This is a genomic window from Mesorhizobium shonense (assembly GCF_040545255.1).
In the GTDB taxonomy this organism is placed as follows: Bacteria; Pseudomonadota; Alphaproteobacteria; order Rhizobiales; family Rhizobiaceae; genus Mesorhizobium; species Mesorhizobium shonense.
The window spans coordinates 506,168-527,559 of record NZ_JBEPLM010000001.1; the positions used below are offsets into that span (position 1 = coordinate 506,168).

At 63.4% G+C, this 21,392-nt stretch carries 23 protein-coding genes; 11 read left to right on the forward strand and 12 right to left on the reverse strand.

The window, feature by feature from the left end; all coding sequences use genetic code 11:
• Positions 1–90: 90 nt before the first annotated feature.
• Positions 91–501: a RidA family protein gene (locus tag ABID26_RS02750; protein WP_126101277.1), complete on the reverse strand. Its 411-nt coding sequence runs from the start codon at positions 499–501 to the stop codon at positions 91–93.
• A gap of 378 nt (positions 502–879) precedes the next feature.
• Between ABID26_RS02750 and ABID26_RS02755 the strand changes: the two genes are divergently transcribed.
• Together ABID26_RS02755 and ABID26_RS02760 are read left to right on the forward strand one after the other, a co-directional pair.
• Complete coding sequence (locus ABID26_RS02755) at positions 880–1,464, forward strand: DUF1214 domain-containing protein (RefSeq protein WP_292298151.1); 585 nt, start codon at positions 880–882, stop codon at positions 1,462–1,464.
• The gene (locus ABID26_RS02760) at positions 1,457–2,005 is read left to right on the forward strand and encodes a DUF1254 domain-containing protein (protein WP_126101279.1); all 549 of its coding nucleotides are present in this window, start codon (positions 1,457–1,459) and stop codon (positions 2,003–2,005) included. Before ABID26_RS02755 ends, ABID26_RS02760 begins: the two co-directional genes overlap by 8 nt.
• A 13-nt stretch (positions 2,006–2,018) precedes the next feature.
• On the opposite strand, the gene ABID26_RS02765 is transcribed toward ABID26_RS02760, so the two are convergent.
• Positions 2,019–2,198 (reverse strand): hypothetical protein, encoded by a 180-nt coding sequence (locus ABID26_RS02765; protein WP_292339291.1) that lies wholly within the window; start codon positions 2,196–2,198, stop codon positions 2,019–2,021.
• A gap of 194 nt (positions 2,199–2,392) precedes the next feature.
• Here ABID26_RS02765 and ABID26_RS02770 point away from each other — a divergent pair, with 194 nt between their 5' ends.
• Entirely contained in the window at positions 2,393–3,400 is a 1,008-nt protein-coding gene (locus ABID26_RS02770) for a DUF2336 domain-containing protein (RefSeq protein ID WP_292298149.1), read from the forward strand.
• Positions 3,401–4,069: 669 nt separating this feature from the next.
• Here the strand turns inward: ABID26_RS02770 and ABID26_RS02775 are convergent.
• The 3 genes from ABID26_RS02775 to ABID26_RS02785 all read right to left on the reverse strand — a co-directional run bounded on the left by ABID26_RS02775 (position 4,070) and on the right by ABID26_RS02785 (position 7,198).
• Positions 4,070–4,417, reverse strand: a complete 348-nt coding sequence (locus ABID26_RS02775; RefSeq protein WP_126101282.1) for a DUF1491 family protein — start codon at positions 4,415–4,417, stop codon at positions 4,070–4,072.
• A 275-nt stretch (positions 4,418–4,692) separates the two neighbouring features.
• Positions 4,693–5,481, reverse strand: coding sequence for a peptidoglycan-binding domain-containing protein (locus ABID26_RS02780; protein WP_292343229.1), 789 nt, complete (start codon positions 5,479–5,481; stop codon positions 4,693–4,695).
• Entirely contained in the window at positions 5,456–7,198 is a 1,743-nt protein-coding gene (locus ABID26_RS02785; protein ID WP_292298147.1) for a sensor histidine kinase, read from the reverse strand. Before ABID26_RS02785 ends, ABID26_RS02780 begins: the two co-directional genes overlap by 26 nt.
• Before the next feature lie 531 nt (positions 7,199–7,729).
• Between ABID26_RS02785 and ABID26_RS02790 the strand changes: the two genes are divergently transcribed.
• Both ABID26_RS02790 and ABID26_RS02795 read left to right on the forward strand, forming a co-directional pair.
• Positions 7,730–8,122 carry a DUF5330 domain-containing protein gene (locus ABID26_RS02790; protein WP_292298146.1) on the forward strand — a complete coding sequence of 131 codons (393 nt, stop codon included), beginning with the start codon at positions 7,730–7,732 and terminating at the stop codon, positions 8,120–8,122.
• Positions 8,123–8,418: 296 nt separating this feature from the next.
• Complete coding sequence (locus ABID26_RS02795) at positions 8,419–8,847, forward strand: SufE family protein (RefSeq protein WP_126102794.1); 429 nt, start codon at positions 8,419–8,421, stop codon at positions 8,845–8,847.
• Between the two features lie 176 nt (positions 8,848–9,023).
• Here ABID26_RS02795 and ABID26_RS02800 read toward each other — a convergent pair whose 3' ends face one another.
• Both ABID26_RS02800 and ABID26_RS02805 read right to left on the reverse strand, forming a co-directional pair.
• On the reverse strand, positions 9,024–9,452 hold the full coding sequence (locus ABID26_RS02800) for a Ros/MucR family transcriptional regulator (protein ID WP_126101286.1): 429 nt from the start codon (positions 9,450–9,452) through the stop codon (positions 9,024–9,026).
• 413 nt (positions 9,453–9,865) lie between these two features.
• Entirely contained in the window at positions 9,866–10,234 is a 369-nt protein-coding gene (locus tag ABID26_RS02805; protein ID WP_292298145.1) for an SH3 domain-containing protein, read from the reverse strand.
• A 121-nt stretch (positions 10,235–10,355) separates the two neighbouring features.
• Between ABID26_RS02805 and ABID26_RS02810 the strand changes: the two genes are divergently transcribed.
• Positions 10,356–12,467 (forward strand): S9 family peptidase, encoded by a 2,112-nt coding sequence (locus tag ABID26_RS02810; protein ID WP_292298144.1) that lies wholly within the window; start codon positions 10,356–10,358, stop codon positions 12,465–12,467.
• Between the two features lie 100 nt (positions 12,468–12,567).
• Entirely contained in the window at positions 12,568–12,957 is a 390-nt protein-coding gene (locus ABID26_RS02815; RefSeq protein WP_126101289.1) for an SET domain-containing protein, read from the forward strand.
• 9 nt (positions 12,958–12,966) lie between these two features.
• Here the strand turns inward: ABID26_RS02815 and ABID26_RS02820 are convergent, their stop codons facing one another.
• The 4 genes from ABID26_RS02820 to ABID26_RS02835 all read right to left on the reverse strand — a co-directional run bounded on the left by ABID26_RS02820 (position 12,967) and on the right by ABID26_RS02835 (position 16,114).
• Positions 12,967–13,911 (reverse strand): cytochrome c, encoded by a 945-nt coding sequence (locus tag ABID26_RS02820; RefSeq protein ID WP_292298143.1) that lies wholly within the window; start codon positions 13,909–13,911, stop codon positions 12,967–12,969.
• Between the two features lie 9 nt (positions 13,912–13,920).
• Positions 13,921–14,358 (reverse strand): c-type cytochrome, encoded by a 438-nt coding sequence (locus ABID26_RS02825; protein ID WP_292298142.1) that lies wholly within the window; start codon positions 14,356–14,358, stop codon positions 13,921–13,923.
• 165 nt (positions 14,359–14,523) lie between these two features.
• Positions 14,524–15,126, reverse strand: a complete 603-nt coding sequence (locus tag ABID26_RS02830) for a superoxide dismutase (protein ID WP_126101292.1) — start codon at positions 15,124–15,126, stop codon at positions 14,524–14,526.
• 109 nt (positions 15,127–15,235) lie between these two features.
• A complete protein-coding gene (locus ABID26_RS02835; RefSeq protein WP_292298141.1) occupies positions 15,236–16,114 on the reverse strand; it encodes a branched-chain amino acid aminotransferase in 879 nt (292 codons plus the stop codon).
• 153 nt (positions 16,115–16,267) lie between these two features.
• On the opposite strand from ABID26_RS02835, the gene ABID26_RS02840 reads away from it, so the two are divergent.
• Together ABID26_RS02840 and ABID26_RS02845 are read left to right on the forward strand one after the other, a co-directional pair.
• Positions 16,268–16,930: a haloacid dehalogenase type II gene (locus ABID26_RS02840; RefSeq protein ID WP_292298170.1), complete on the forward strand. Its 663-nt coding sequence runs from the start codon at positions 16,268–16,270 to the stop codon at positions 16,928–16,930.
• 173 nt (positions 16,931–17,103) lie between these two features.
• Positions 17,104–17,925, forward strand: a complete 822-nt coding sequence (locus ABID26_RS02845) for a L,D-transpeptidase (protein ID WP_292298140.1) — start codon at positions 17,104–17,106, stop codon at positions 17,923–17,925.
• A gap of 497 nt (positions 17,926–18,422) precedes the next feature.
• On the opposite strand, the gene pdxR is transcribed toward ABID26_RS02845, so the two are convergent.
• The gene (gene pdxR, locus ABID26_RS02850; RefSeq protein WP_292371592.1) at positions 18,423–19,826 is read right to left on the reverse strand and encodes a MocR-like pyridoxine biosynthesis transcription factor PdxR; all 1,404 of its coding nucleotides are present in this window, start codon (positions 19,824–19,826) and stop codon (positions 18,423–18,425) included.
• A gap of 100 nt (positions 19,827–19,926) precedes the next feature.
• Here pdxR and ABID26_RS02855 point away from each other — a divergent pair, with 100 nt between their 5' ends.
• Positions 19,927–20,550, forward strand: coding sequence for an FMN-binding negative transcriptional regulator (locus tag ABID26_RS02855; protein WP_126101297.1), 624 nt, complete (start codon positions 19,927–19,929; stop codon positions 20,548–20,550).
• A 36-nt stretch (positions 20,551–20,586) separates the two neighbouring features.
• Positions 20,587–21,237: a LysE family translocator gene (locus tag ABID26_RS02860; protein WP_292343234.1), complete on the forward strand. Its 651-nt coding sequence runs from the start codon at positions 20,587–20,589 to the stop codon at positions 21,235–21,237.
• Positions 21,238–21,392: the final 155 nt, after the last annotated feature.

A 21,392-nucleotide genomic window follows, 5' to 3' on the forward strand; every position in this document is an offset into this window, starting at 1 on the left:
AAATGGCGGCGGCTTCAAGCACAGGCATCGGATCGGTGCGGACTAGTACCTTTTTCACAGTGATAAAGACGCGGGCCGCCTTGTGCGACGCTAGCTTCTGACGGCCTCGTCAATGACCGCTATCGCGTCGATCTCTATGAGGTAGCCTGGGGACATTATCGCTACCCCGACCACCACATTCGCTGGCTTGTGATCTCCAAACAGCGAAATCTGCGCTTCTTCGATGATCGGAACGTGTTCATCGCGGTTGTAATCGACAATGTAGATTGTGATCTTGCAAACTTGCTCAGGCCGTGCACCTGCCGCACTGAGCGCCCGGCCGAGATTGCCGAATGCCAGGCGCGCTTGCGCCGCAAAATCACCATACCCAACGAGCTTGCCGTGTATGTCTTCGGGCTGCTGACCTGAGACGAATACCAGCTTGGATCCCGTCGCGACGACAACCTGTGTGTACATCTCTGGAACTGGCAGATCATCTGGGTTGATGAGTTCGAGCGCCATTGAATAATCTCCTGCTTCGTTCGACTGAAATCGACATTGGTGATCACCGCGTCGCTGGCACACGGGACGATGGCAAAGCATCGGCGCTGGTTCGTGGCGGTCCAGCAGCCTGCAGCGCCGCATGAGGCATCGATGATCAGGGGGTCGCAGGACGGAATCTCGTCCATGACAAGCCGGTCGTCAACACCGGGAATGCGGCGCTGCTTGTTCGATAGAAAGAGTTCATGGGTAGTGTGCCATGTGCATGAGCGCCGAAGCGCAGGACGGCGCCATTTGCAGGCCGCATCACCTGAATATCGCCACGCCTTGGAGCAAGCCGGCTTGCCACGAGGCCCCGCGCCGCGATATCCCGAACAACCTCCTCAGTTCCGGCCCTTCATGCTCAGAAACGCATTCCTCACGCTGCTTTCGCTTGCCATGGCCATCGGCCTGGGCGGCGGCAGCGTCTGGTACGCGCTCAACGCGCAGGACGGCGTCGGCGCGATCCGCATCGGCCAATGGACCGCGTTCCCCGAAATCGGTACCCAGGCGGCCGACCCCTATTCGAAGGCCCGTGTGGCGCGCGAGGGCGTGCTGGCGCTCGGCCGGGCGGAGGGGCTCTCCTTCGTCGCCGAGCGCGACGAGGCCGGCGAGCCGCTGAAACGGGAATGCGCCTATACGATCGAGGGCGGCTATCCGACGGCTCGGTTCTGGACGCTCTATGCCGCCGACCACTCGCTCGGCGTCATCGGCACCGGCAAGGCGAGACAGGCGGCGCTGCAATCCTACGAGGTGCTGCGCCAGCCGGACAATTCGGTCGTCATCTCCGTCGGCGACCGCCCTGCCCCCGGCAACTGGCTACTCACCAACGGCTTCGGCAAGATGTATTTCGTGCTGACCTTCTACGACACGCCGATCGCGTCGAGCACCGGGCTTTCCGACGTGACGCTGCCGCGCATCCTGAAGGCGGGCTGCCATGCGTAGCCTGCCGCACGCGCTCATCCTCGGCCTGCTCGGCGCCGGCATCGTGCATATCGTTGTGCTGTTCCTGGTGCCGGAATTTTCCGAGCGCGACGCCTGGTCGCGACTGGCGATGACCTCCGACCTCTACAAGATGACGCGGCTGGACGCGGAGGCCGGCGTCGCGCCGGTCGTGAAGTCGGTCGACCCGATGTTCTACGCCGCCGCCTGCCGCTTCGATCTCGCCGACGGGCTGGTGCGAATCCGGGCGCCGGGCGACGTGCCGTTCTGGTCGGCTTCGGTCTATGACCGCAACGGCCACAACATCTATTCCTTCAACGACCACAATGCGAACGGCGAGAAGCTCGATGCTGTAGTGCTCACACCGGCGCAGATGATCGACGTGCGGCGCGATCTTCCGGAGGAGCTTCAGGGCGCGATCTTCGTCGAGGCGCCGATCGAGGAAGGCATCCTCGTCGTCCGCGCCTTCGTTCCGGACGACAGCTGGAAGCCGATCGTTTCACGCTTCCTCGAGCAGAGCGCCTGCGAGCTGCAGGACTACTGAGAGGCAAAACGGATCAGTGGTGCGGGATGGTGGGTCGCGGCGAGCCTGGCTTGTCGGGACCGTCCGGGCGCACCGCTCCGACCTGCGGCTGCTGCTCGTAGCGGACGCCGGGGAAGATGATGACAGCTGCCGTATCGGTAGCGTGATTTACTCGATTGACCGGTGCCGTTCTCGGCACAAAAGACAGGACCATGCCCATGGTTCGCGCATTCCTCTCGGTTTGACCGGAGCACAACGCAACGCCTCCAAAGTTGATTAAGACGGGCAGAGGGTTAACGGAGCGCTAACGGATCGCGGCTAATTTGACCTTTGTTCCCTGGAGATGCGAAACCGGCCCGGCCGGATTGCGCAGGGCCGGGTCTGTGTCGAGTATCGGGCGTATCCTCCGTGTCATCTTCGGATTTCAGGCAAATCGCTATCCGGACCGAAGCTGGGAAAGCCGAAAGGCTGTTCCGCGCCGCCGTATCGGCCTTCTGCTCGCTGACACGTCCCTCTCGCCGCGAGATCGCCCAGCTCGAGGATCTGACGCTGCCGCTGTTCGACGAGGTGTCGGTCGAATCGCGCCGCTATGTCGCCGCCGCCCTTTCCGAATGCGAGTATGCGCCGGCCGCGCTGGTGCGGCGGCTGGCCGAAGAACCGGTCGAGATCGCGGCGCCGCTGCTTACCCGCTCGAACGCGCTGAGCGACATCGACCTCATCGCGCTGATCGGCCGCCATGGCCTGCCGCACGCGCGCGCGATCGCCCGCCGCAAGGCGCTCAATGCGACCATCGCCCAGCTGATCCGCGCGCTGGAGAGGCCGACGCTGGTCAAGACGCGGCCGCCGGAGACGGTCACCAAGCTCGCGTCGGTGAAGCCGGTGCCCGCCGACACCGCGGAAGACAAACAACCGGTTCCCGGCAAAGCCGAGGAGGATGCGCGGCGCCGCTTGCGCTCGATGATGCGGCCCACCGGCGACGGCGTCGCCGTCAACCTGTTCCTCGGCCAGCCAACCTATGTGAAGCTGCGCGAGACGGCGCTAACCGGCAATGCCGCCTTCTTCCAGACAGCGCTTGCCGATGCGCTCGACGTCGATTTCACAACGGCCCGCTCGGTGACCGAGCAGTCGAGCTACGCCGCGCTGCTTGCGGCGCTCAAGGCGCTCGACCTCAGCGAGGACAGGGCCTTCCTGATCGCGGTCGCCGTCTATCCGGCGGAGTTCCCGCATCCGCAGGCGATCCGGCTGTTCCTCGACCGCTACCGGCTGCTGCATCGGGAGGCGGCGCTCGACAAGGTGCGGGCCTGGAAGGCCGAGACACTGTCGCGGGCGATCCGCGGTAACGCCGCCGAGACGGCAGACGCCGAGCGCCAGGCGTCGAACAGCGACGGTTTAGCCACCAACCTCAAGGCGTCCTAGAGCGATTCGGCGCCCGGAAGAATCACCGGTCAGCTCGCGCGAAGCGAAGGTCCCAAATAAGCCGTGGGTGCTCGACGGTCCTGCGATATCTCACCGTTCTTCTCGCTTTTTGGGAATAGAGGGAGGCAGGGCTGCGTTGAGGACAATGAAGGGGTCATGACCCTTTCACTAAACGCGCCGCCCTTGCCCCTGCTGAAGCCTTCCGACCACCTCAAGGTTGGGCGTTGGGCGCGACGTTGAACATCCTCACAATGATTGGAGAACCCAATGATGCGAACACTTGTGTTCTTTGCGACGCTTTCGTTGCTTGCCGGCCCCGCGTCGGCATCCGATCATCTCTTCACTGCCGTAGGAGCAGGTGGCTTGACGACAGCGAGCCAACCCTTCCAGAACGGCACAGACAACCCTGGCCGACCGGGCACGTCCGTCGCTGGCGAGGGCAGTCCACTATCGGGAGACGAGCATACGGTACCTGCGACGGAAACGGCGACGGGCGCCACGTCCAAGACCCCACCGTCAGCTGATCAGGGCAAGACGGCGCCGTCGGGCCGCGCGCGCTGACAGCCGCGTCGCATTCCCAAATACTCCAGGGCAGCTCAGCGCTCGGTAGAATCGTTGAGCTGCTCCAAACATTTGTTTTCTGCAGCGATATCCCAAAGCAGGCCGGACCTATTCCGCTTTGACGGACAGAAGTTCGTCGACAGGAGCGGTTCCCGCCTCGATTTCGATCACCCAGATATCCGGATCGAACCTCTTTTCCTTTTCCAGCCGCGCATCGAATGCCGCGGCGTCGTCGCCGGAATCGAGCAAGGTGAAGAAGCGCTCGTCGGGCTTGGCGGAATCGTAACTCGTCTGCGGCGCCGGCCCATAGAGAGCGACCTCGCCCAGCCGCCCACGCGACAGCACGAAGACGGCGCCCGCCTCGGTCGCGCCGCGCTTGACCACGGCGGCAAAACCGCCGGCGCCGAACACGCGACGCACAAGGGCCGACACCCACAGATCGGTGGTCACGCGCATGGCAAGGTTCCGGATGGCATGCGACTGTTTAGCGAGTTTCCGGCGTGGCCGCGAGCGGGGGAGAGCAGCAAGCTTCGTTAAGTGCACAGGACAATGCTATATGGCGGCATGAAAACTGCGATCCGGCCCCTAACCGACCATCAACTGAACCAGCTCAAGCGCGCCTATGATGAAGGCATGGCCCGCGGTGAAGGCCAAAGCGTGGACCGCGATGCTTTCTTACGCGCTCTAAAGGCTGAGCGCGCGGCCCGAAACTAGATAAGATTGCGGACGGCTCAGTTCGTCAGGCCGATCTCGCGCATCTTGGCGTAGACCGCTTCGTCCGGCTCGCCGGTTTCGGGCAGGCCGAACAGCGCCTGGAACTCCTTGATCGCGGCCTTGGTGCGGGCGCCGACCTTGCCGTCGAGCTGCATATCGTTGTTGCCGAATGCCTTGAGGCCAGCCTGGATCTTGACGATGCGGGCGTCGGGCGTCTGGGTCGCACCATCGGCGGGTGCCGAGGCCAGGATCGGAGCCGGCACCGGTGCGGCCGCTGGAGCCGTGCCTGCCGGACGTGGCGCCGGATGCGGAATGGCCGACGTCGTCTGCCTGGCGCCGAGCTGATCGAGCAGCGCGCCGTCGATCTCGCCCGATCCGGGCAGCCCGACCTTCAACTGATAGGCCTGGATGGCCTTGCGCGTGGCGGGTCCCGTGAGGCCGTCGACCGTGCCATCGTAGAAATTGAGGTCCTTCAAGATGCCCTGCACCTGCTGGACGACCGGATCGGGCTTGGGAGCCGACTGCGCCGGCGCCTGCCGCACGATGTTGATTGTCGTCTCCGGCTCGTCGGAGACGGCGTGCGGGAAATTCTCGATGCTCCTGGTGGCGAAGAAGGCGCCTGTGTGCGGAAAAGGCTGGTACCAGAGCGCATTGGCCGAAACGTAGAAGAGCGTCACCAGGAAGGCGGTCGAACCCCCGACCAGAACCGGATTGCGCGAGATCATCTGGCCAACCGCGACCGCGCCCTCGGCAAGGACGCCGCGCTCGGGTTCGACCACCTTAGGCCGTCTTGCGGAGCGAGCCATTGCTGTCCCCATCTGCATCCCCCTTCGGCTTTGCAACCGGCATCGGCAGCACGCCGGCCGGCGTGCCCGAGCGCCGCTTCGGTCCGTTCACCGGCAGGCTGACCGTCACCGTCGTGCCCTCACCCGGGGCGCTCTCGATCGACATCGTGCCCTCATGCAGCGCCACAAGGCCCTTGACCAGCGACAGGCCGAGCCCGGTTCCCTCGAAACGGCGCGTATAGTCGTTCTGGATTTGCATGAACGGCTTGCCGAGATTGGCCATATCCTCCTCAGCGATGCCGATGCCGGTGTCGCTCACCCAGAAATGCAGCCGAGAGCCGACGCGCTTGGCGCCGATCACCACATTGCCGCCGTCGGGCGTGAACTTCACGGCGTTCGAAACGAGATTGATCAGGATCTGCTGCACGGCGCGGCGGTCGGCATTGATCTCGCCGGCGTCCGGCGCGACCTGCGCGGCGAGCGCGATGCTCTTGGCGTCGGCCAGCGGCCGCATCATCGACCGGCACATATCGACCGCCTCGACGAAGCGGAACGGTTCCAGCTCGGTCGCATAGGCGCCGGCTTCGATGCGCGAGACGTCGAGGATCGAGGTGACGACGGATAGGAGATGCTGGCCGGACTCCCTGACCAGGCCGACATATTCCTTCTGGCGAGGATCGCGGAAGGCACCGAACATCTCGTGCAGCAGCATGTCGGAGAAGCCGATGATGGCGTTGAGCGGCGTGCGCAGCTCGTGGCTGACCACCGCCAGGAAACGGCCCTTGGCCACTTCGGCGGCCGCGGCGGCTTCCTTCGCCGAGGCAAGCTCTTCGCGCAGGGAAGCGACGTCATCGTTCTCGCGCAGCACGAGGATGAAGACCTCCGGCTCGAGCCCGCCGGGCATCAATTCCAGGCGGAACGGGCGGAAATTGTCGGCCGAGCCGCCACCGTCGCGCGGCAGCCGGATGCGCAGGTCGAGCCGGCGCTTCGGCGCGCCCTCGCGCATGTCCGCGAGCGCGGTGAGATAGACAACGCGGTCCGAAAGATGGACGCGCTCGAACAGACCCGTGCCGAGCAAGAGCTCCGGCGCCAGCTTCAGAATGGAACGCGCCTTGGCCGAAGCGTCGAGCACGTCGCCCTGGCGGCCGACGCGCAGCACCACGGCGTCGATGATCTCCTCGAGGCGGTCGGCCGCGGGCTCAGCCTGGCGCCCGCTGGCCGGATTGGCGAAGGCCGCCGCGCGGGGCAGCAGCGTCAGCGCCCAGGCAAGCGGCAACAGCCAGTGCCAGCTGGCGATCCCGGCCGCGCCGAGCGGCAGGAACTGGTTCGCGAAAGGCTGCAGCAAAATGGCGGCCAGCGCCGCCAGCGCGGCCGGCAACACCGCGCGCCGCGATCCAGCGACCCACCAGGCCTCGATCGGCAACGCGACGGCAAGCAGCGCGACCGGCGAGGCCAAACCGCCCGCCGCGGCGATTGCCGCTGCAAGAGCGAGGCCACCCATGGCAACCGCCGCACGGCCGGCGAGCGCCATGCGGCCGGTGGCCGCGACCAGAAGCGCGGCGAACCAGCACAGACCGAAAGCGGCGAAGATCGCAGCCACGGTAACTGCCGCACCGAGGCTTGAGGTGACCATCGTCACCGCCGCGCCCGCGGCGAGAAACGGAGCAGCGAGCATGACGCCGATGAAGCGGCGCTGGCGCAGGCGCTCAGCCTCGCCCATGACGGTCGGATGAACCATGCGTTCGCAGCCGGCGGCCACAGCGCCGGGTAATTGAACGTATCTGGCCGTAATCGAACTCACCGCACGCGTACCCGGTCGTGAAAATGCCCTGCTTTGCAGGTGACTCTTAATTGGCTTGAAACTGGCATCCAGCGTTTAAGGAATGGATAAGGCAGACGAGGCGAGCGCCCTGCCCACGGCAAATATTGGGACGCCGGCACCGCAAAGCACGTCGATCTGCCGCCATGGTAAATGGAGCGTTATCCGCAGCCGGCGCGCCGGGCCGCCTGAAAACCTCGTGCCGATGTCGCTTATTTCCAGAATTTCCCTTTTAAAACAGCCATATAGATGGTTATCGTAAAGTTAATCCAATCGATGAGATTTGAATGAAATCAATCTCGAAAACCAATCCTTTCGAACTTGCCTAAAATTTGAAGAAAATTCGCGGCTTCGGCGCAAGCCGTCCTTTGCGCGCCCGTGCCACTATCCTGCCCATAAAAGAGGTCATGCCGATGGATGCATGATCCGTCACGGACGAGAGGCATTGAGATGGGTTTTCTGATCAGGATGGCTTTCTGGTTTTCGCTGGTGCTTCTGGCGCTGCCGCTCAGCGTCGGCCCCGACGAGGATGGCCGCGAGGCGGTCGGGCCGATCCAGGCGCTGTTTGCGGCGCGCGAGGCGGTCGGCGACATCGCCGGCATCTGCGAGCGCAAGCCGGACGTCTGCGAGACCGGCAAATCGGCCATGCACACCATCACCGTCCGCGCCCAGGAAACCGCCAAGATCGCCGCCGCCATGCTGGACGACAAACAGTCGGAAAAGGCGGCCCCGCCCGAGACGAAGATTGCAGAGACTTCCGTCGAGACCACCGGCAGCGTTGCCGAAGACGTCGTGCTGCCCGCCAAGGTCAACATCCCGGTGATGCTGACGGCAAAGAACTGAGATTCTTTTTCAGCCGTTCGCTCGGCTAACTGTATTTTTGTGCATGTCGTTTTCGCAAAACCGCTGCACACTTTTGCGCGGCATGCATTGGTTTTGGCGCAATTCCGGACGGAAAACCGCTACGCACTTTTCCTGGAATTGCTCTCTGTTTAGTTTTTTGGCGCAATTCCGGACGGAAAACCGCTACGCACTTTTCCTGGAATTGCTCTAACGCCGCGGGCCCGTCCGACCTCTCGACGCCCGCGGCGTCTTTCTTTTTCCGTGACGTGGCGGCGCCGGGTCACTATATGCGGGCAATGACGACCTCGATCGAAACGATCCGCGACGATTTCTCCCTGCTCGACGAGTGGGAAGACCGGTACCGCTATGTGATCGAGCTCGGCGAGGCGCTGCCGCCTTTTCCCGAGGCCGAACGCATCCCGGCCAACAAGGTGCCGGGCTGCGTCAGCCAGGTATGGCTGACGACCGAGCAAGGACCGGGCGTCGATCCGGTGATCAGCTTCCAGGGGGATTCGGACGCCCACATCGTACGCGGCCTCGTCGCCATCATGCTGGCGCTGTTCTCGGGTCGGCCGGCCAGCCAGATCCACGGCACCGACGCGGAAGTGACGCTGAAAGAGCTCGGCCTCGACGAGCATTTGTCGCCGCAGCGCGCCAACGGCCTGCGCTCGATGGTCAAGCGCATCAAGCGCGACGCCGAAGCTGCGCTGAAGCAAACCGCCTAAAGCGCGACGCGCCGAAACGGATTCAGACCAAGTGCTTTAAGTTTCTTGTTCTGATGCATGTCGTGTCCCAGAACCGCTGCAGAGTTTTGGGCGACACGCATTAACCTTTCCAACAGCCGCGCCGGAAAGCAAAACGGCGCCGCAAGGGCGCCGTCAAATTGCTTGTCCGATATCCGTTATCTGCGGCTCTTGGGCTTGCGGCCGAGGCCCATCTTCTTGGCAAGCTGCGAACGGGCGGCGGCGTAGTTGGGAGCGACCATCGGATAGTTGGCATCCAGGCCCCACTTCTCGCGGTATTCTTCCGGGGTGAGGTTGTAGTGGGTCATCAGGTGGCGCTTCAGCGACTTGAACTTCTTGCCGTCTTCGAGACAGACGATGTAGTCGTCATGCACGGAGCGCTTCGGGTTGACGGCCGGTTTCTGCTTCTCGGCCGATGGCTGCTCGCTCGTGCCGCCAACGCGGCCGAGCGCGGCATGGACATCGGCGATCAGGTTCGGCAGTTCGCCGACCGGCACCGGGTTGTTGCTGACATAGGCCGCGACGACATCGGCGGTCAGCTCGATCAGCGCGTCACTATTCCTTGAAGGTGTTTCGACGATATCCATTGTGTTCAGGCCCCAACGAGAGTTTGTTTCTAGACTGCGCCCTTTTTCTGGGATTGGGCATCGCGCGAATTTCATATAGGCAAGCCTCTGCGATTCGCGTCGCGTTATCTTAATGACGCTATGCTGCAAGTAAGTCAATTCGCCTATTGAATTATATTCGGCGATATTCATCAAATATTGCCGATTCAGCTTCAAAAATTCGTGCGTCGTGTAACTTAGCGAGATTTTTCTGGCCGGACCAGATCGGCCTGACGCAACGTCAAATACGCTTTACACCTCGGGCAGCGCCAAAGAAGGTCGTTAATGCTTGACAAATGCTTGGCCGCCAGCACGAGGAATCCTGCAGACCACAGGCTGCAAGAACACTCATCCTCGCGTGGAGCGGGCAACGCAGATGGGCTGCGACAGATCTCTCAATAGGGCGCGATGTATTTGCCGTAGACCCAGCCGGTGACGAAATGACCGTTCTGCGCCGGATCGTGCCAGACCTCGCACCAGCGGTAGCGGATCGCCTGCCGCTGCTTCCAGTGAGGTTGTCCGGTAATGTCGAGCAGATCTATCCCGCCCGTGCAGCGGCCGGTCATCTGCAAGACGGCGCCATTCGGATAGGCCGCCTGCTTTTGCGATGTGTTTGACGGATATTTGCGCGCGTTGAGCGTGTCGCCGAACGGCACGCCCGCCACTTGCCAGGCGGCGAATACGGTTGCATGAGACTGACCGGAAAAGGCCAGCACTGTCGAAGCGACAGCAAAAGCCGCGGCGGCGCGAACATAGGATTTCATCTTTCCCCCTTCAACTTACTTTCTGTAGACCACTTTGAACCCCGCCCCTTGAACCGTTGCTGAGCGGCGTGTTCATTTGCCATTCAAGCAAAATTTCAGGCAAATTCCACAGCGAGACGTAATGACCAGACCTTCCAGCTTCCTGGCCGCCTTCCCGACCGCCAACCCGCCACGGCCCGAGAAACGCCCTGTCTTCGATGTGCATCACGGCATCACTCGCACCGACGACTATGCCTGGATGCGCGCCGACAACTGGCAGGCGATGTTCAGGGACCCATCGCTCCTCGACGGCGCGATCCGCGTCCATCTCGAGGCCGAGAATACCTACCAGGCGGCGCTGATGGCCGACACGGCCGCACTGCGGGCCAAGCTGTTCGCCGAGATGAAGGGACGCATCAAGGAAGACGATTCCACCGTGCCGATGAAGGACGGTCCCTATGCCTATGGCTCGTCCTTCCGGCAGGGCGGCGAGCAGCCGCGCTACTTCCGCACGCCGCGCGACGGCGGCACTGAGGAGATCCTGCTCGACGGCGACGCGGAAGCCGAAGGCAAACCCTATTTCCGTCTCGGCGGCGTCGATCATTCGGCCGATCACAGGAAGCTGCTCTGGGCGTTCGACGACAAGGGCTCGGAATTCTTCACGCTGCGCGTGCGCGATGTCGCCAGCGGCGAGGAACTGGCCGACCGGATCCCTGATACGGGTGGCGGCGGTGTGTGGAACACTGGCGACGACGGCTTCTTCTACACCCGCCTCGACGACAACCACCGCCCGTCAAAAGTGTTCTTCCATGCACTTGGCGACAGGCTAGAAAACGACCGGCTGATCTATGAGGAGACCGACCCGGGTTTCTTCATGGATGTCAGCGGTACGCGCTCCAACGACTGGATCATGATCGGCATCAACGACCATGAGACATCGGAATACCGGCTTCTGCGGGCCGACGAACCGTTCGCCGAGCCGACGCTGGTAGCGGTCCGCGAAGCCGGCCTGCAATATGACCTGGAGGAAGGCGGCGACGTCTTCTTCGTCCTCACCAATGCCGACGGCGCCAAGGACTTCAAGATCATGACCGCGCCGGTCGAGGATCCGGTGCGCGCCAACTGGAAGGAACTGGTGCCGCATGAACCCGGCCGGCTGATCCTGTCAGTGCTCGGCTTCAAGCACCACATGGTCAGGCTGGAGCGCAAGGAGGGCCTGCCGCGCGTCGTCGTGCGCGACCGCTCGAACGGCGAAGAGCATTTCATTTCCTTCGACGAGGAGGCCTTCTCGCTCGGTCTCTCCGGCTCCTACGAATACGACACCGAGGTGATGCGCTTCACCTATTCGTCGATGACGACGCCGGCGCAGGTGTTCGACTACAACATGCGCACCCGCGAGCGTGTGCTTTTGAAGACGCAGGAAGTGCCTTCGGGCCACGATCCGGAGCGCTATGTCACACGTAGGCTGATGGCGCCTGCCGCCGACGGCGAACTGGTGCCGATCTCGCTTCTGCACCATCACGACACGCCGCTCGACGGCTCGGCCCCCTGCCTGCTCTACGGCTACGGCTCCTACGGCATCGCGGTGCCGGCAGCCTTCAACACCAACTGGTTCTCGCTCGTCGATCGCGGCTTCGTCTTCGCCATCGCGCATATACGCGGCGGCAAGGACAAGGGCTATGGCTGGTACGACGACGGCAAGCGGGCGCACAAGATGAACACCTTCACCGACTTCATCGCCTGCGCGCGCCATCTGGTGGCGGAGCGGTACACGCAACACGACCGCATCGTCGCCCAAGGCGGCTCGGCCGGCGGCATGCTGATGGGGGCGATCGCCAACATGGCGCCCGAGAGTTTCGGAGGCATCGTCGCCGAAGTACCGTTCGTCGACGTGCTCACCACCATGCTCGACGCCAGTCTGCCGCTGACGCCGCCGGAATGGCCGGAATGGGGCAACCCAATCGCTTCCGCCGACGACTACAACACGATCGCGGCCTATTCGCCCTACGACAATGTCGCGGCGCTCGACTATCCGCCGATCCTGGCACTGGCGGGGCTCACCGATCCGCGCGTCACCTATTGGGAGCCGGCCAAATGGGTGGCGCGGCTGCGCGAGCGCAAGGCGGGCGACAATCCGGTGCTGTTCAAGATCAACATGGAGTCCGGCCATGCCGGCGCGTCGGGCCGGTTCTCGCGGCTGGAGGAGATTGCATACATCTACGCCTATGCCTTGAAAGTGACCGGCAAGACCTGATTTTTGCTCGCAATTGCGACCGCCTCGCGTTACGCAATGCGCCGTCGTTTTTGGTCGCAGCCTTTCCGGCCGCGCCCACCATACATTCGCAAGGTTCGTCATGCTGCTCGTCGACGTCTTTCTCGACAAATCGCCCATCCAGGGCATCGGTGTCTTCGCCAAGCACCGCATCCCGCGCGGCACGTTGATCTGGAAGCTCGATCCCAGGTTTGACCGGCGCATCGCGGTGGAGACTTATGAGAACGAAACCGGTCCGGTGAAATCCTATCTCGACCGCTATTCCTATCCGGACCGACGCGATCCCAACTTCATCGTCTTCGAGGCCGATGACGCCCGCTACATGAACCACGCGGACGAGCCGAACTGCGACGTCTCGTCGCCCGAGGAAACCTACGCGCTGCGCGACATCGCGCCCGGCGAGGAACTGACCTGCGACTACAATCACTTCTTCGAGAACGGCTTCGATTTCCTCGGCGACCGTCACCCTTGAGTCAGGTTCTCAGGTCGCCGGCTTGCGCGCCGGATAGCCGTTGGGGTGCGGCGGGACGGCCTTGAGATAAGCGGCGATCGCGGCGCGGTCGTCGGCCGTCAACTGGGCCATGTTGCGCTGCACTTCGACCATGGCGCCGCCGACGGAATCGAAATCGGGCGTGAAGCCGGTTTCGAGGTAGTTGGCAATGTCGGATTCCGACCAGTCCTTCGTGCCGCCCTCCGGGGTAATGTTGGGCACAACGCCCTTGCCTTCCGCCGCCACGGCGCCGGCCAGCCACTCGGCCTTCTTGACGCCACCGGCGAAGTCGCGCGGCGAGTGGCATTCGCCGCAATGGCCGGGGCCCTCGACCAGATAGCGGCCGGCTAGCACCTTGTCCGGCGTGCCGTCAGGCAAGGCGATCACCGGCTCGGGGCTGAGATAGAGCCGCTTCCAGAGACCAATGCCGCGACGGATGTTGAAGGGGAAAGAGAGCTTGTGGCCGGGCGCCTTGCCGGCGACCGCCGGCAGTGTCTTCATGTAGGCGTAGAGGTCGGCGACATCGGCCGGCTTCATGCGCGCGTATGAGGCGTAAGGAAAGGCCGGATAAAAGTGCTCGCCGGAGGGCGAGACGCCCTTCAGCATCGCATTGGCGAAATCCGCCTCGTTCCAGGCGCCGATGCCGTCCTTTTGATCCTGCGAGATGTTGGGCGGCACGAAGGTGCCGAACGGCGTCTTCAGCTCCAGCCCGCCGGCAAGCTCCAGGCGAGCGTCACCCTTCGACCCCGGTCTGGCATGGCAGGACGTGCAGCCACCGGCATTGAAGATGCGCTTGCCCCTGGCGGCGTCGCCCCGCCCGAGTTGCGCGGTCGCCACGGCATCAAGCCTGGCGGGCGCGGACAGCGCCCAGCCGGCGATCGCGCCGGCGCCGCCCAGCACGATAACGGCGCCGACGAGCTTCTTCAGCCAGGCCATGGCAGGCGATCAGCCCTTCTTGATCCTGTAGCTCTGATGGCAGGTGCCGCAGTCGCCGCCGATCGTGTTGAGCTGCGCCTTCAGCGCATCGACATCGGCCGGCGGCGAGGCGACCGCGGCCTTGACGTCGGCCACCAGCTTGTCTCCCGCCGCCTTGAAGCCCGCCGTATCTGCCCAGATCTTCGGCGCAGCCGTGGTGTCGCCCTTGTCGCTGCCGGCCGGGAACAACGTGTCGGCATCGAATTTCTCGGCATTGGCCTGCAAGGCCTTGAGTGTGGTCAGCACCGCGGCCGCATCGAAACCGTCTTCGCCCTTGACGACCTTCGACAATTGGCCGGCGAGCTTGCCGCGCTCCTTCATCAGGGCCTGGCGATCCTTGATCGGATCGGCAAAGGCGACCGAACCGGCAAAGGCGAGCATAGAGATGGCGAGGACGAGCTTTCTCATTCAATTGGCTCCATGGTGAAGGAAAGAGAGTACGCGACCGAAGGTTAACGGACGCCACGGCGGAAATATTCCGTGCCGTCGCAACGATTTCCCGAACCAGGATCGGCCTCCTGTAGCCGACGAAAAAGAAAAGCCCCGGCTTGCCGGGGCTTTTCGTCGAATTGGTCAGCCTTTCGCCTTTTCGTAGAGCTCCAGGACATAGTCCCAGTTGATGAGGCTATCGACGAATGCTTCGAGATATTTCGGCCGCGCGTTGCGGTAGTCGATGTAATAGGAGTGCTCCCACACATCGACGCCGAGGACCGGCGAAGCGCCATGGACCAGCGGGTTCTCGCCATTGGGGGTCTTCGAGATCGCGAGCTTGCCATCCTTGACCGAGAGCCAGGCCCAGCCGGAGCCGAACTGGGTGGTGCCGGCGGCGATGAAGTCGGCCTTGAACTTGTCGTAGCCGCCGAGATCGGCATCGACGGCCTTCTGCAAAGCGCCCGGCAGCTTGTTGCCGCCGCCGCCCTTCTTCATCCATTTCCAGAAATGGATGTGGTTGTAGTGCTGGGCGGCATTGTTGAAGAGCCCGGCATTCTTGCCGAAGGACTGCTTCACGACCTCTTCGACCGAAAGATCGCCCATTCCAGCCTCGGCGGCCAGCTTGTTGCCGTTGTCGACATAGGCCTTGTGGTGCTTGTCGTGGTGATACTCCAGCGTCTCCTTCGACATGTAAGGCTGCAGGGCCTCATAGTCGTAAGGCAAAGCGGGCAACTCAAAAGCCATGGATGGTACTCCCTCGTGGAAAAAAATCCGGTGAAACTACCGAACTAAGATAGGTCTGGAATGGGTTGGGGCAACTCCAGTACGAAGCGCCGATCGCCTTTTTATCGGCTCAGGCGGCGGAAGTCGAATGCGCCCAATCCCAATAGAGCTCGCGCGCCTTCTTGGCCACCGGTCCGGGCTGAAGATCGCGGTCCTCGATGCGGGTGACCGGCACCACCTTCGAATGGTTGCCGGTCGAAAAGATCTCGTCCGCTTCGAGAAAGTCGCGGATCGACAATGCCTTCTCGGTGGTCCTGAAGCCGTAATCGCCGAGCAGGTTGATCGTGCGCGAACGGGTGATGCCGGAGAGGAACGTGCCGTTCGCCGCCGGCGTCATCACATGGCCGTCCTTGACCAGGAAAATATTGGAGGTGCCGGTCTCGGCGACATTGCCCAGCATGTCCAGCACCAGGGCATTGTCGAAGCCGCGCATCTTGGCCTCGAGGATGGCGCGGCCGTTGTTGGGATAGAGGCAGCCGGCCTTGGCGTTGGTCGGCATCGTCTCGATGGTCGGCCGCCGGAACGGCGAAACGCCGATCGAAAAGCCGGAAGGCGGAATCATCGGCGCTTCGTAGAGGCAAAGACAGAAGCGGGTCGAGGATGGATCGGCCGGAACGCCCATATAGCCGCCATGCTCGGCCCAGTACATCGGCCTGATGTAGACGGCGGTCTTGCCGTCGAATTTCTTCAGGCCATTCCAGGTCAGCCCGACGATCTCTTCCGTCGTCATGGAGGGCTTCAGGCCGAGCGCGATCGCCGAGGCGTTGACGCGCGCGGCGTGGCGATCGAGGTCGGGCGCCACGCCCTCGAACCAGCGGGCGCCGTCGAAGACGCTTGTGCCCAGCCACATGGCATGGCTGCGCGGTCCGAGAATGGCGATGTTGCCCTCGTACCAGTCGCCGTCCACATAGGTCCATGTCGCGGACTGCGCCGCCGCCGCCAGTGTCATGTTCGCCGTCCAAAATGAGTAATTTCAAGGCGCCATAGGACGATGCTTTGACGGCCTGCGTCAACCGACATCGGCAAAAATCGTTGAGGCCAGAGGCACTTGACCGCAATCATCGCTTGCGCTGCGCCCCGGCGCGCCGCAAAACTTCTGTCCATGCACCATGCGGCCTATGTCTTCGACGCCTACGGCACGTTGTTCGACGTGCACGCGGCCGTGCGCCGCCATGCCGGCGAGATCGGACCGGACGGCCAGCTTCTCTCCGAAATCTGGCGCGCCAAGCAGCTCGAATATTCCTGGGTGCGGACGCTGATGGGCGCCTATGCCGATTTCTGGCAGTTGACTGAGCAGGCGCTGGACTTCGCGCTGCGCAAGGTGCCCTCGGCCGATCCGGCGTTAAGGGCCAGGCTGCTGGAAGCCTATTGGAGGCTCGACTGCTATCCGGAAGTGCCGGCGGTGCTGAAAGCGCTGAAGGCATCGGGAGCGAAGCTCGCGATCCTGTCCAACGGCTCGCCGGAAATGCTGCGGGCGGCGGCGAAATCCGCCGCCCTCGACCAGATCCTCGACGACGTCTTTTCGGTCGACGAGATCAAGTGCTTCAAGACCGACCCGTCGGTCTACGACATGGTGGTCACCGGCTGGCGGCTCTACCCGGAAGCGGTGTCGTTCCAGTCCTCCAACCGCTGGGACGTCGCGGGCGCCACCAAGTTCGGCTTCCGGACAGTATGGATCAACCGCACCAACCAGCCGGACGAATACCGGGACTTTCCGCCGGGGCTGATCCTGCCCTCGCTCGAAGGCCTTTTGGCAGGCGCCTGATCTTGCTGTTGCTGCAGCGCAACAGATGTGTCGCGGTCACAGCTTCGCCTTTGTTTGTCCACCCTGAGGCCAGAATTGGAACCGCCTATCACCGCCGACTATTATTGGAGCTGCCGGCGGCCAGCCTGCGGATTCATGCTTTCTTGCGAATTAAAGACCTAGAAAAGGCACCCATGTCAGACGCTTCCTTCCGCATCAGCCGCCGTGGCTTCCTCAATCTCACAGCCCTTGGCGCTGCTTCGGCCGCGGTTTCCGCCTGCTCGACTACCGGCCCAGGCCCCGAACCCGTCCAGCCGCCACCGCCGGCCTATGTCGAGCCGCCGCTCGGCGACTATGAGACGATGTATGGGGCGACGTCGGACAACGGCTTCGACCTGCCGGCCATCCCGGTGAACAAAATCGATCACAGGTTCTTGCGCCAGATCGTTCCCGATCCGACCGGACAGCGGCCGGGCACCATCGTGGTCGATACCACCAACCACTTCCTCTATCTGGTGCGCGAGGGCGGCCAGTCGATCCGCTACGGCGTCGGCCTCGGCCGCGCGGGCTTCGAGTGGTCGGGCGATGCCGTGGTGCAATGGAAGCAGAAGTGGCCGAAATGGACACCGCCGGACGAGATGGTCGCCCGCCAGCCGGAACTGACGCAATTCAGCGCCAAGAATGGCGGCATGCAAGGCGGACTGAAGAACCCGCTCGGCGCCCGCGCGCTCTATCTGTTCCAGGGGAATCAAGACACGCTGTACCGCCTGCACGGCTCGCCGGAATGGTGGTCGATCGGCAAGTCGGTCTCGTCGGGCTGCGTGCGCCTGATCAATCAGGACATCATCGACCTCTATGATCGCGTGCCGAACAAGAGCCCTGTTGTCGTGACAGCGGATATCGGCGAGCCGGTGGCCGACATGCCGGAGCGCCGAGCCATCCCGATCGACAACGGCGTGCCGACCGGTTCGATCATGCTCGGTCCGGTAAGGCAGCTCACCAACGAGATCTTCTAAGGCGTCGATAGGTTAGAGCAGTTCAGCGTTTCGCTGAACTGCTCTAACTGTCTGTCTTTACGCAATTCCGAACGGAAAACCGCATCGCACTTTTCCTGAAATTGCTCTAGCGGCAGCACTGCACAGGGATTTTGACCGGTCGGCTCTGTTTGCGTTGGCAGGCGGCATGCCTTGGAGATTGGCCGAAACGCCCATCGCGATCGTCATTCTAGGGCGGAGCAAGGAGCGAAGCTCCGTCGCGAAGACCCTAGAATCCATGCCGTTACCTTCGCCAAGGAGTGCAACGGAGCAAAATTCTGCACCTTGGCGGCGCTTCCAAGTCACGGCATGGATTCTATGGTCTGCGCCGCGTCGCTTCGCTCCTTGCTCCGCCATAGAATGACGAGGTTGGGGCGGCTTCAGCCAATCTCCGGCGTCTGCGCTGATTTCGCGGAAATGAACGGAAAATCTTGCGCCAAGACAAACGACAGCCTTTCAAAATCCCTGTGTAGGGGGAACTAGCGCCGCTCGGCCAATAGCCTGGCCAGCACCGCAACGCCGCGTCGCAGCGCCTCCGTGTCGAGCCCGGCGTAACCCAGAATGAAGCCAGCCGTTGCAGGTCGCGGCGCGGTCGGGTCATAGAGCGGCGACACCGGATAGAGGCCGATCCCGACATCCCGCGCGGCCGCGATGATCTCCGGCTCGCGTTCGGCGGCGATGCCGTTCACCCAGGCAACGACATGCAATCCGGTGTCGGCCCCAGCGACCGCGACCTTCGGACCCAGATGATCGGCCAGCGCCTGCAGCAGGACTTCCCTGCGCTCGGCGTTCTTCCTGCGGATGCTGCGGACATGACGCTCGTAAGCGCCGCTCGCCAAAAGGTCGGCCAGCACGTCCTGTTCCAGCGTCGGGGCATGCCGATCGGTCAGGCGCTTCGCCTCGCTGAACGCCCGGCGCAGGCTGGCGGGCACGACGAGATAGCCGAGCCGCAAGGTGGGCGAGAGCGTCTTGGACAGCGTGCCGACATAGATGACGGAGTTTGCGTCGAGAGTCTGCATGGGCGGGATGGGGGTAATATCGTGACGGTATTCACCGTCATAGTCGTCCTCCACAACATAGGCCCCCGTGCCGGTGGCCCAAGCCAGAAGCGAACGCCGCCGCGTCGCCGAAAGCACGCCGCCGAGCGGAAACTGGTGCGACGGCGTGACATAGGCCAAACGGGCCGGCGGCAGCGCATCCGTTTTTAGCCCGTCCGCGTCGACCGCAACGGGCACGGCAACGCCTCCCGCCGCCACGAAGGCATGACGGGCGAGCAGATAGCCCGGGTTCTCGATCACGAACGGATCGCCGGGATCGAGCAGCAGCCGCGCGCAGAGGTCGAGCCCTTGCTGCGAGCCGTTGACGATGACGATCTGGTCAGGCGTGCAGCTGATGCTGCGGGCGCGCCAGAGATAGGTTTGAAGCGCACTCCGGAGAGCAAAGGATCCCTGCGGGTCGCCATAACGCAGCCGAGCGCCGCGCCGGAGAATGGCCTTGCTTGACGCCCGCCGCCAGGCCAGCACAGGGAAGTCCGCCCCTGACAGGTCGCCATAGCGGAAATCCGCGACCCTGGCCGGTTGCTGTTCCGCCGGCGGAGGCAGAGTGAGCAGACGCCGGGCGAACGCGGAAATGTTTCGGGCCGAAGCAGTCGTGACGGGCGACTCCACCGACGCTGTCTCCAGTCCCGGAGCCACGATCGCACGTGCCCCCTGCCGGATGATCAGATAGCCTTCGGCGTCGAGCTGGTTGTAGGCCGCCGTCACCGTGGTTCGAGACGCCCCCCATTCGACGGCGAAGGCCCGCGTCGACGGCAAACGGTCACCGGGCCGGTAGGCGCCGCTGTGGATCTGTGCCTTGATCGCCGCGATGATCCGGCGCGCCACACCATCCTGTTCCAACTGGACCACTGAAACCCTTCAAAACTGGATGTTCCAAGCAAGCCAGCTTTCGGGCATCTTTTCCTGCAACGCAAGGAGTTTCGCCATGTACATCCCGCCCGCCTTCCGCGATGACGATCATGAGAGCCTGAGCGCAACGATCCGCGCGGCGCGACTGGCGACTCTGGTCACCGCCACGGCGGAAGGACCGCTGGCGACGCCATTGCCGCTTTTCCTCGACGAGACAGAGGGCGAGCATGGCGTGATCTATGGCCATGTCGCGAAGGCAAATCCGCAGTGGCGCGCTCCGCCGCTTGGCGAAGGCCTGGCGATCTTCATGGGGCCGGACGCCTATGTGACGCCGGCCTGGTACCAGACCAAGCAGGAAACCGGAAAGGTCGTGCCGACCTGGAACTATGTCGCCGTCCACGCCTATGGACCGGTCGAGTTCTTCGAGGATGCCGACAGGCTGCTCGACGTGGTCACACGCCTGACCAATCTGCATGAAGGCGGGCTTGCCTCGTCCTGGGCCGTATCGGATGCGCCAATGGATTTCATCCAGGCGCAATTAAAGGGGATAGTCGGCCTGCGCATGCCGATCACGAGGCTCGAAGGCAAGCGTAAGATGAGCCAAAACCGCAACGCGGCCGACCGCGCCGGTGTCGCATCTGGTCTCGCGGCGAGCGATCGGCCTTCCGACCGTGAGGTCGCCCCTCTCATCCCGTCGTGAGCCCGCCCGCTCCAACTCTGCAGTCCTGAGCCCATCATGCCGGATTTGACCCAGTTCGCCTTGTACTTCGCCGCGGCGTTGCTGCTCGCCATCACGCCTGGTCCAGGCATCTTCTACGTCGCCGCGCGCACACTCGCCGGCGGACGCGCGGAAGGCATCGCCTCCAGTTTCGGGACGGGCCTGGGCGGCATGGTCCATGTGCTGGCCGGCAGCCTGGGTGTCTCCGCCCTCGTGCTCGCAAGCGCGCAACTGTTCGCGTTACTGAAGTTGATCGGCGCCGCCTACCTCGTCTGGCTTGGCTTTCGCACCTTTCAGGCCGCCCGCCGCGAGGCAGAGACAATGCTGGACGGCGGCACTCCGGCGCCCGCGGTCGGCGCCCGGCGCGCGTTTCGCGAAGGGGTGCTGGTCGAGGCGTTGAACCCGAAGACAGCGGCCTTCTTCCTGGCCTTCATTCCGCAGTTCGTGAACCTCAGCGCCGGCCACGTCGCCCTGCAGTTCATGGCCCTTGGCTTCGTATCGGTAACGCTCAACACCCTCGCCGATGTCGTCGTCGCTTTTGCGGCGGGCCGCATCAGGGAAGGCGCGGCCGGGCGTGGCGGTGTGATACGCCGCCTGCGAGAGGCCTCAGGCGGCGCGATGATCGCGCTCGGCATCGGCCTCGCCATAGCCAAGCGCCCTGCCCTCTGATTTTGCCCTGCCGAGATAAAGTCGCCAGCACCGTCTGGAACTTTGCAGAATCTGCTGCGTTCTCACCGAAGCCTGTGTCGAGGCACAGGCCATAGCCGACCGCAAAAATCAGAAAGACGGTCATCGCCCCTGGCCCGGAGACGAACCTCCGACCA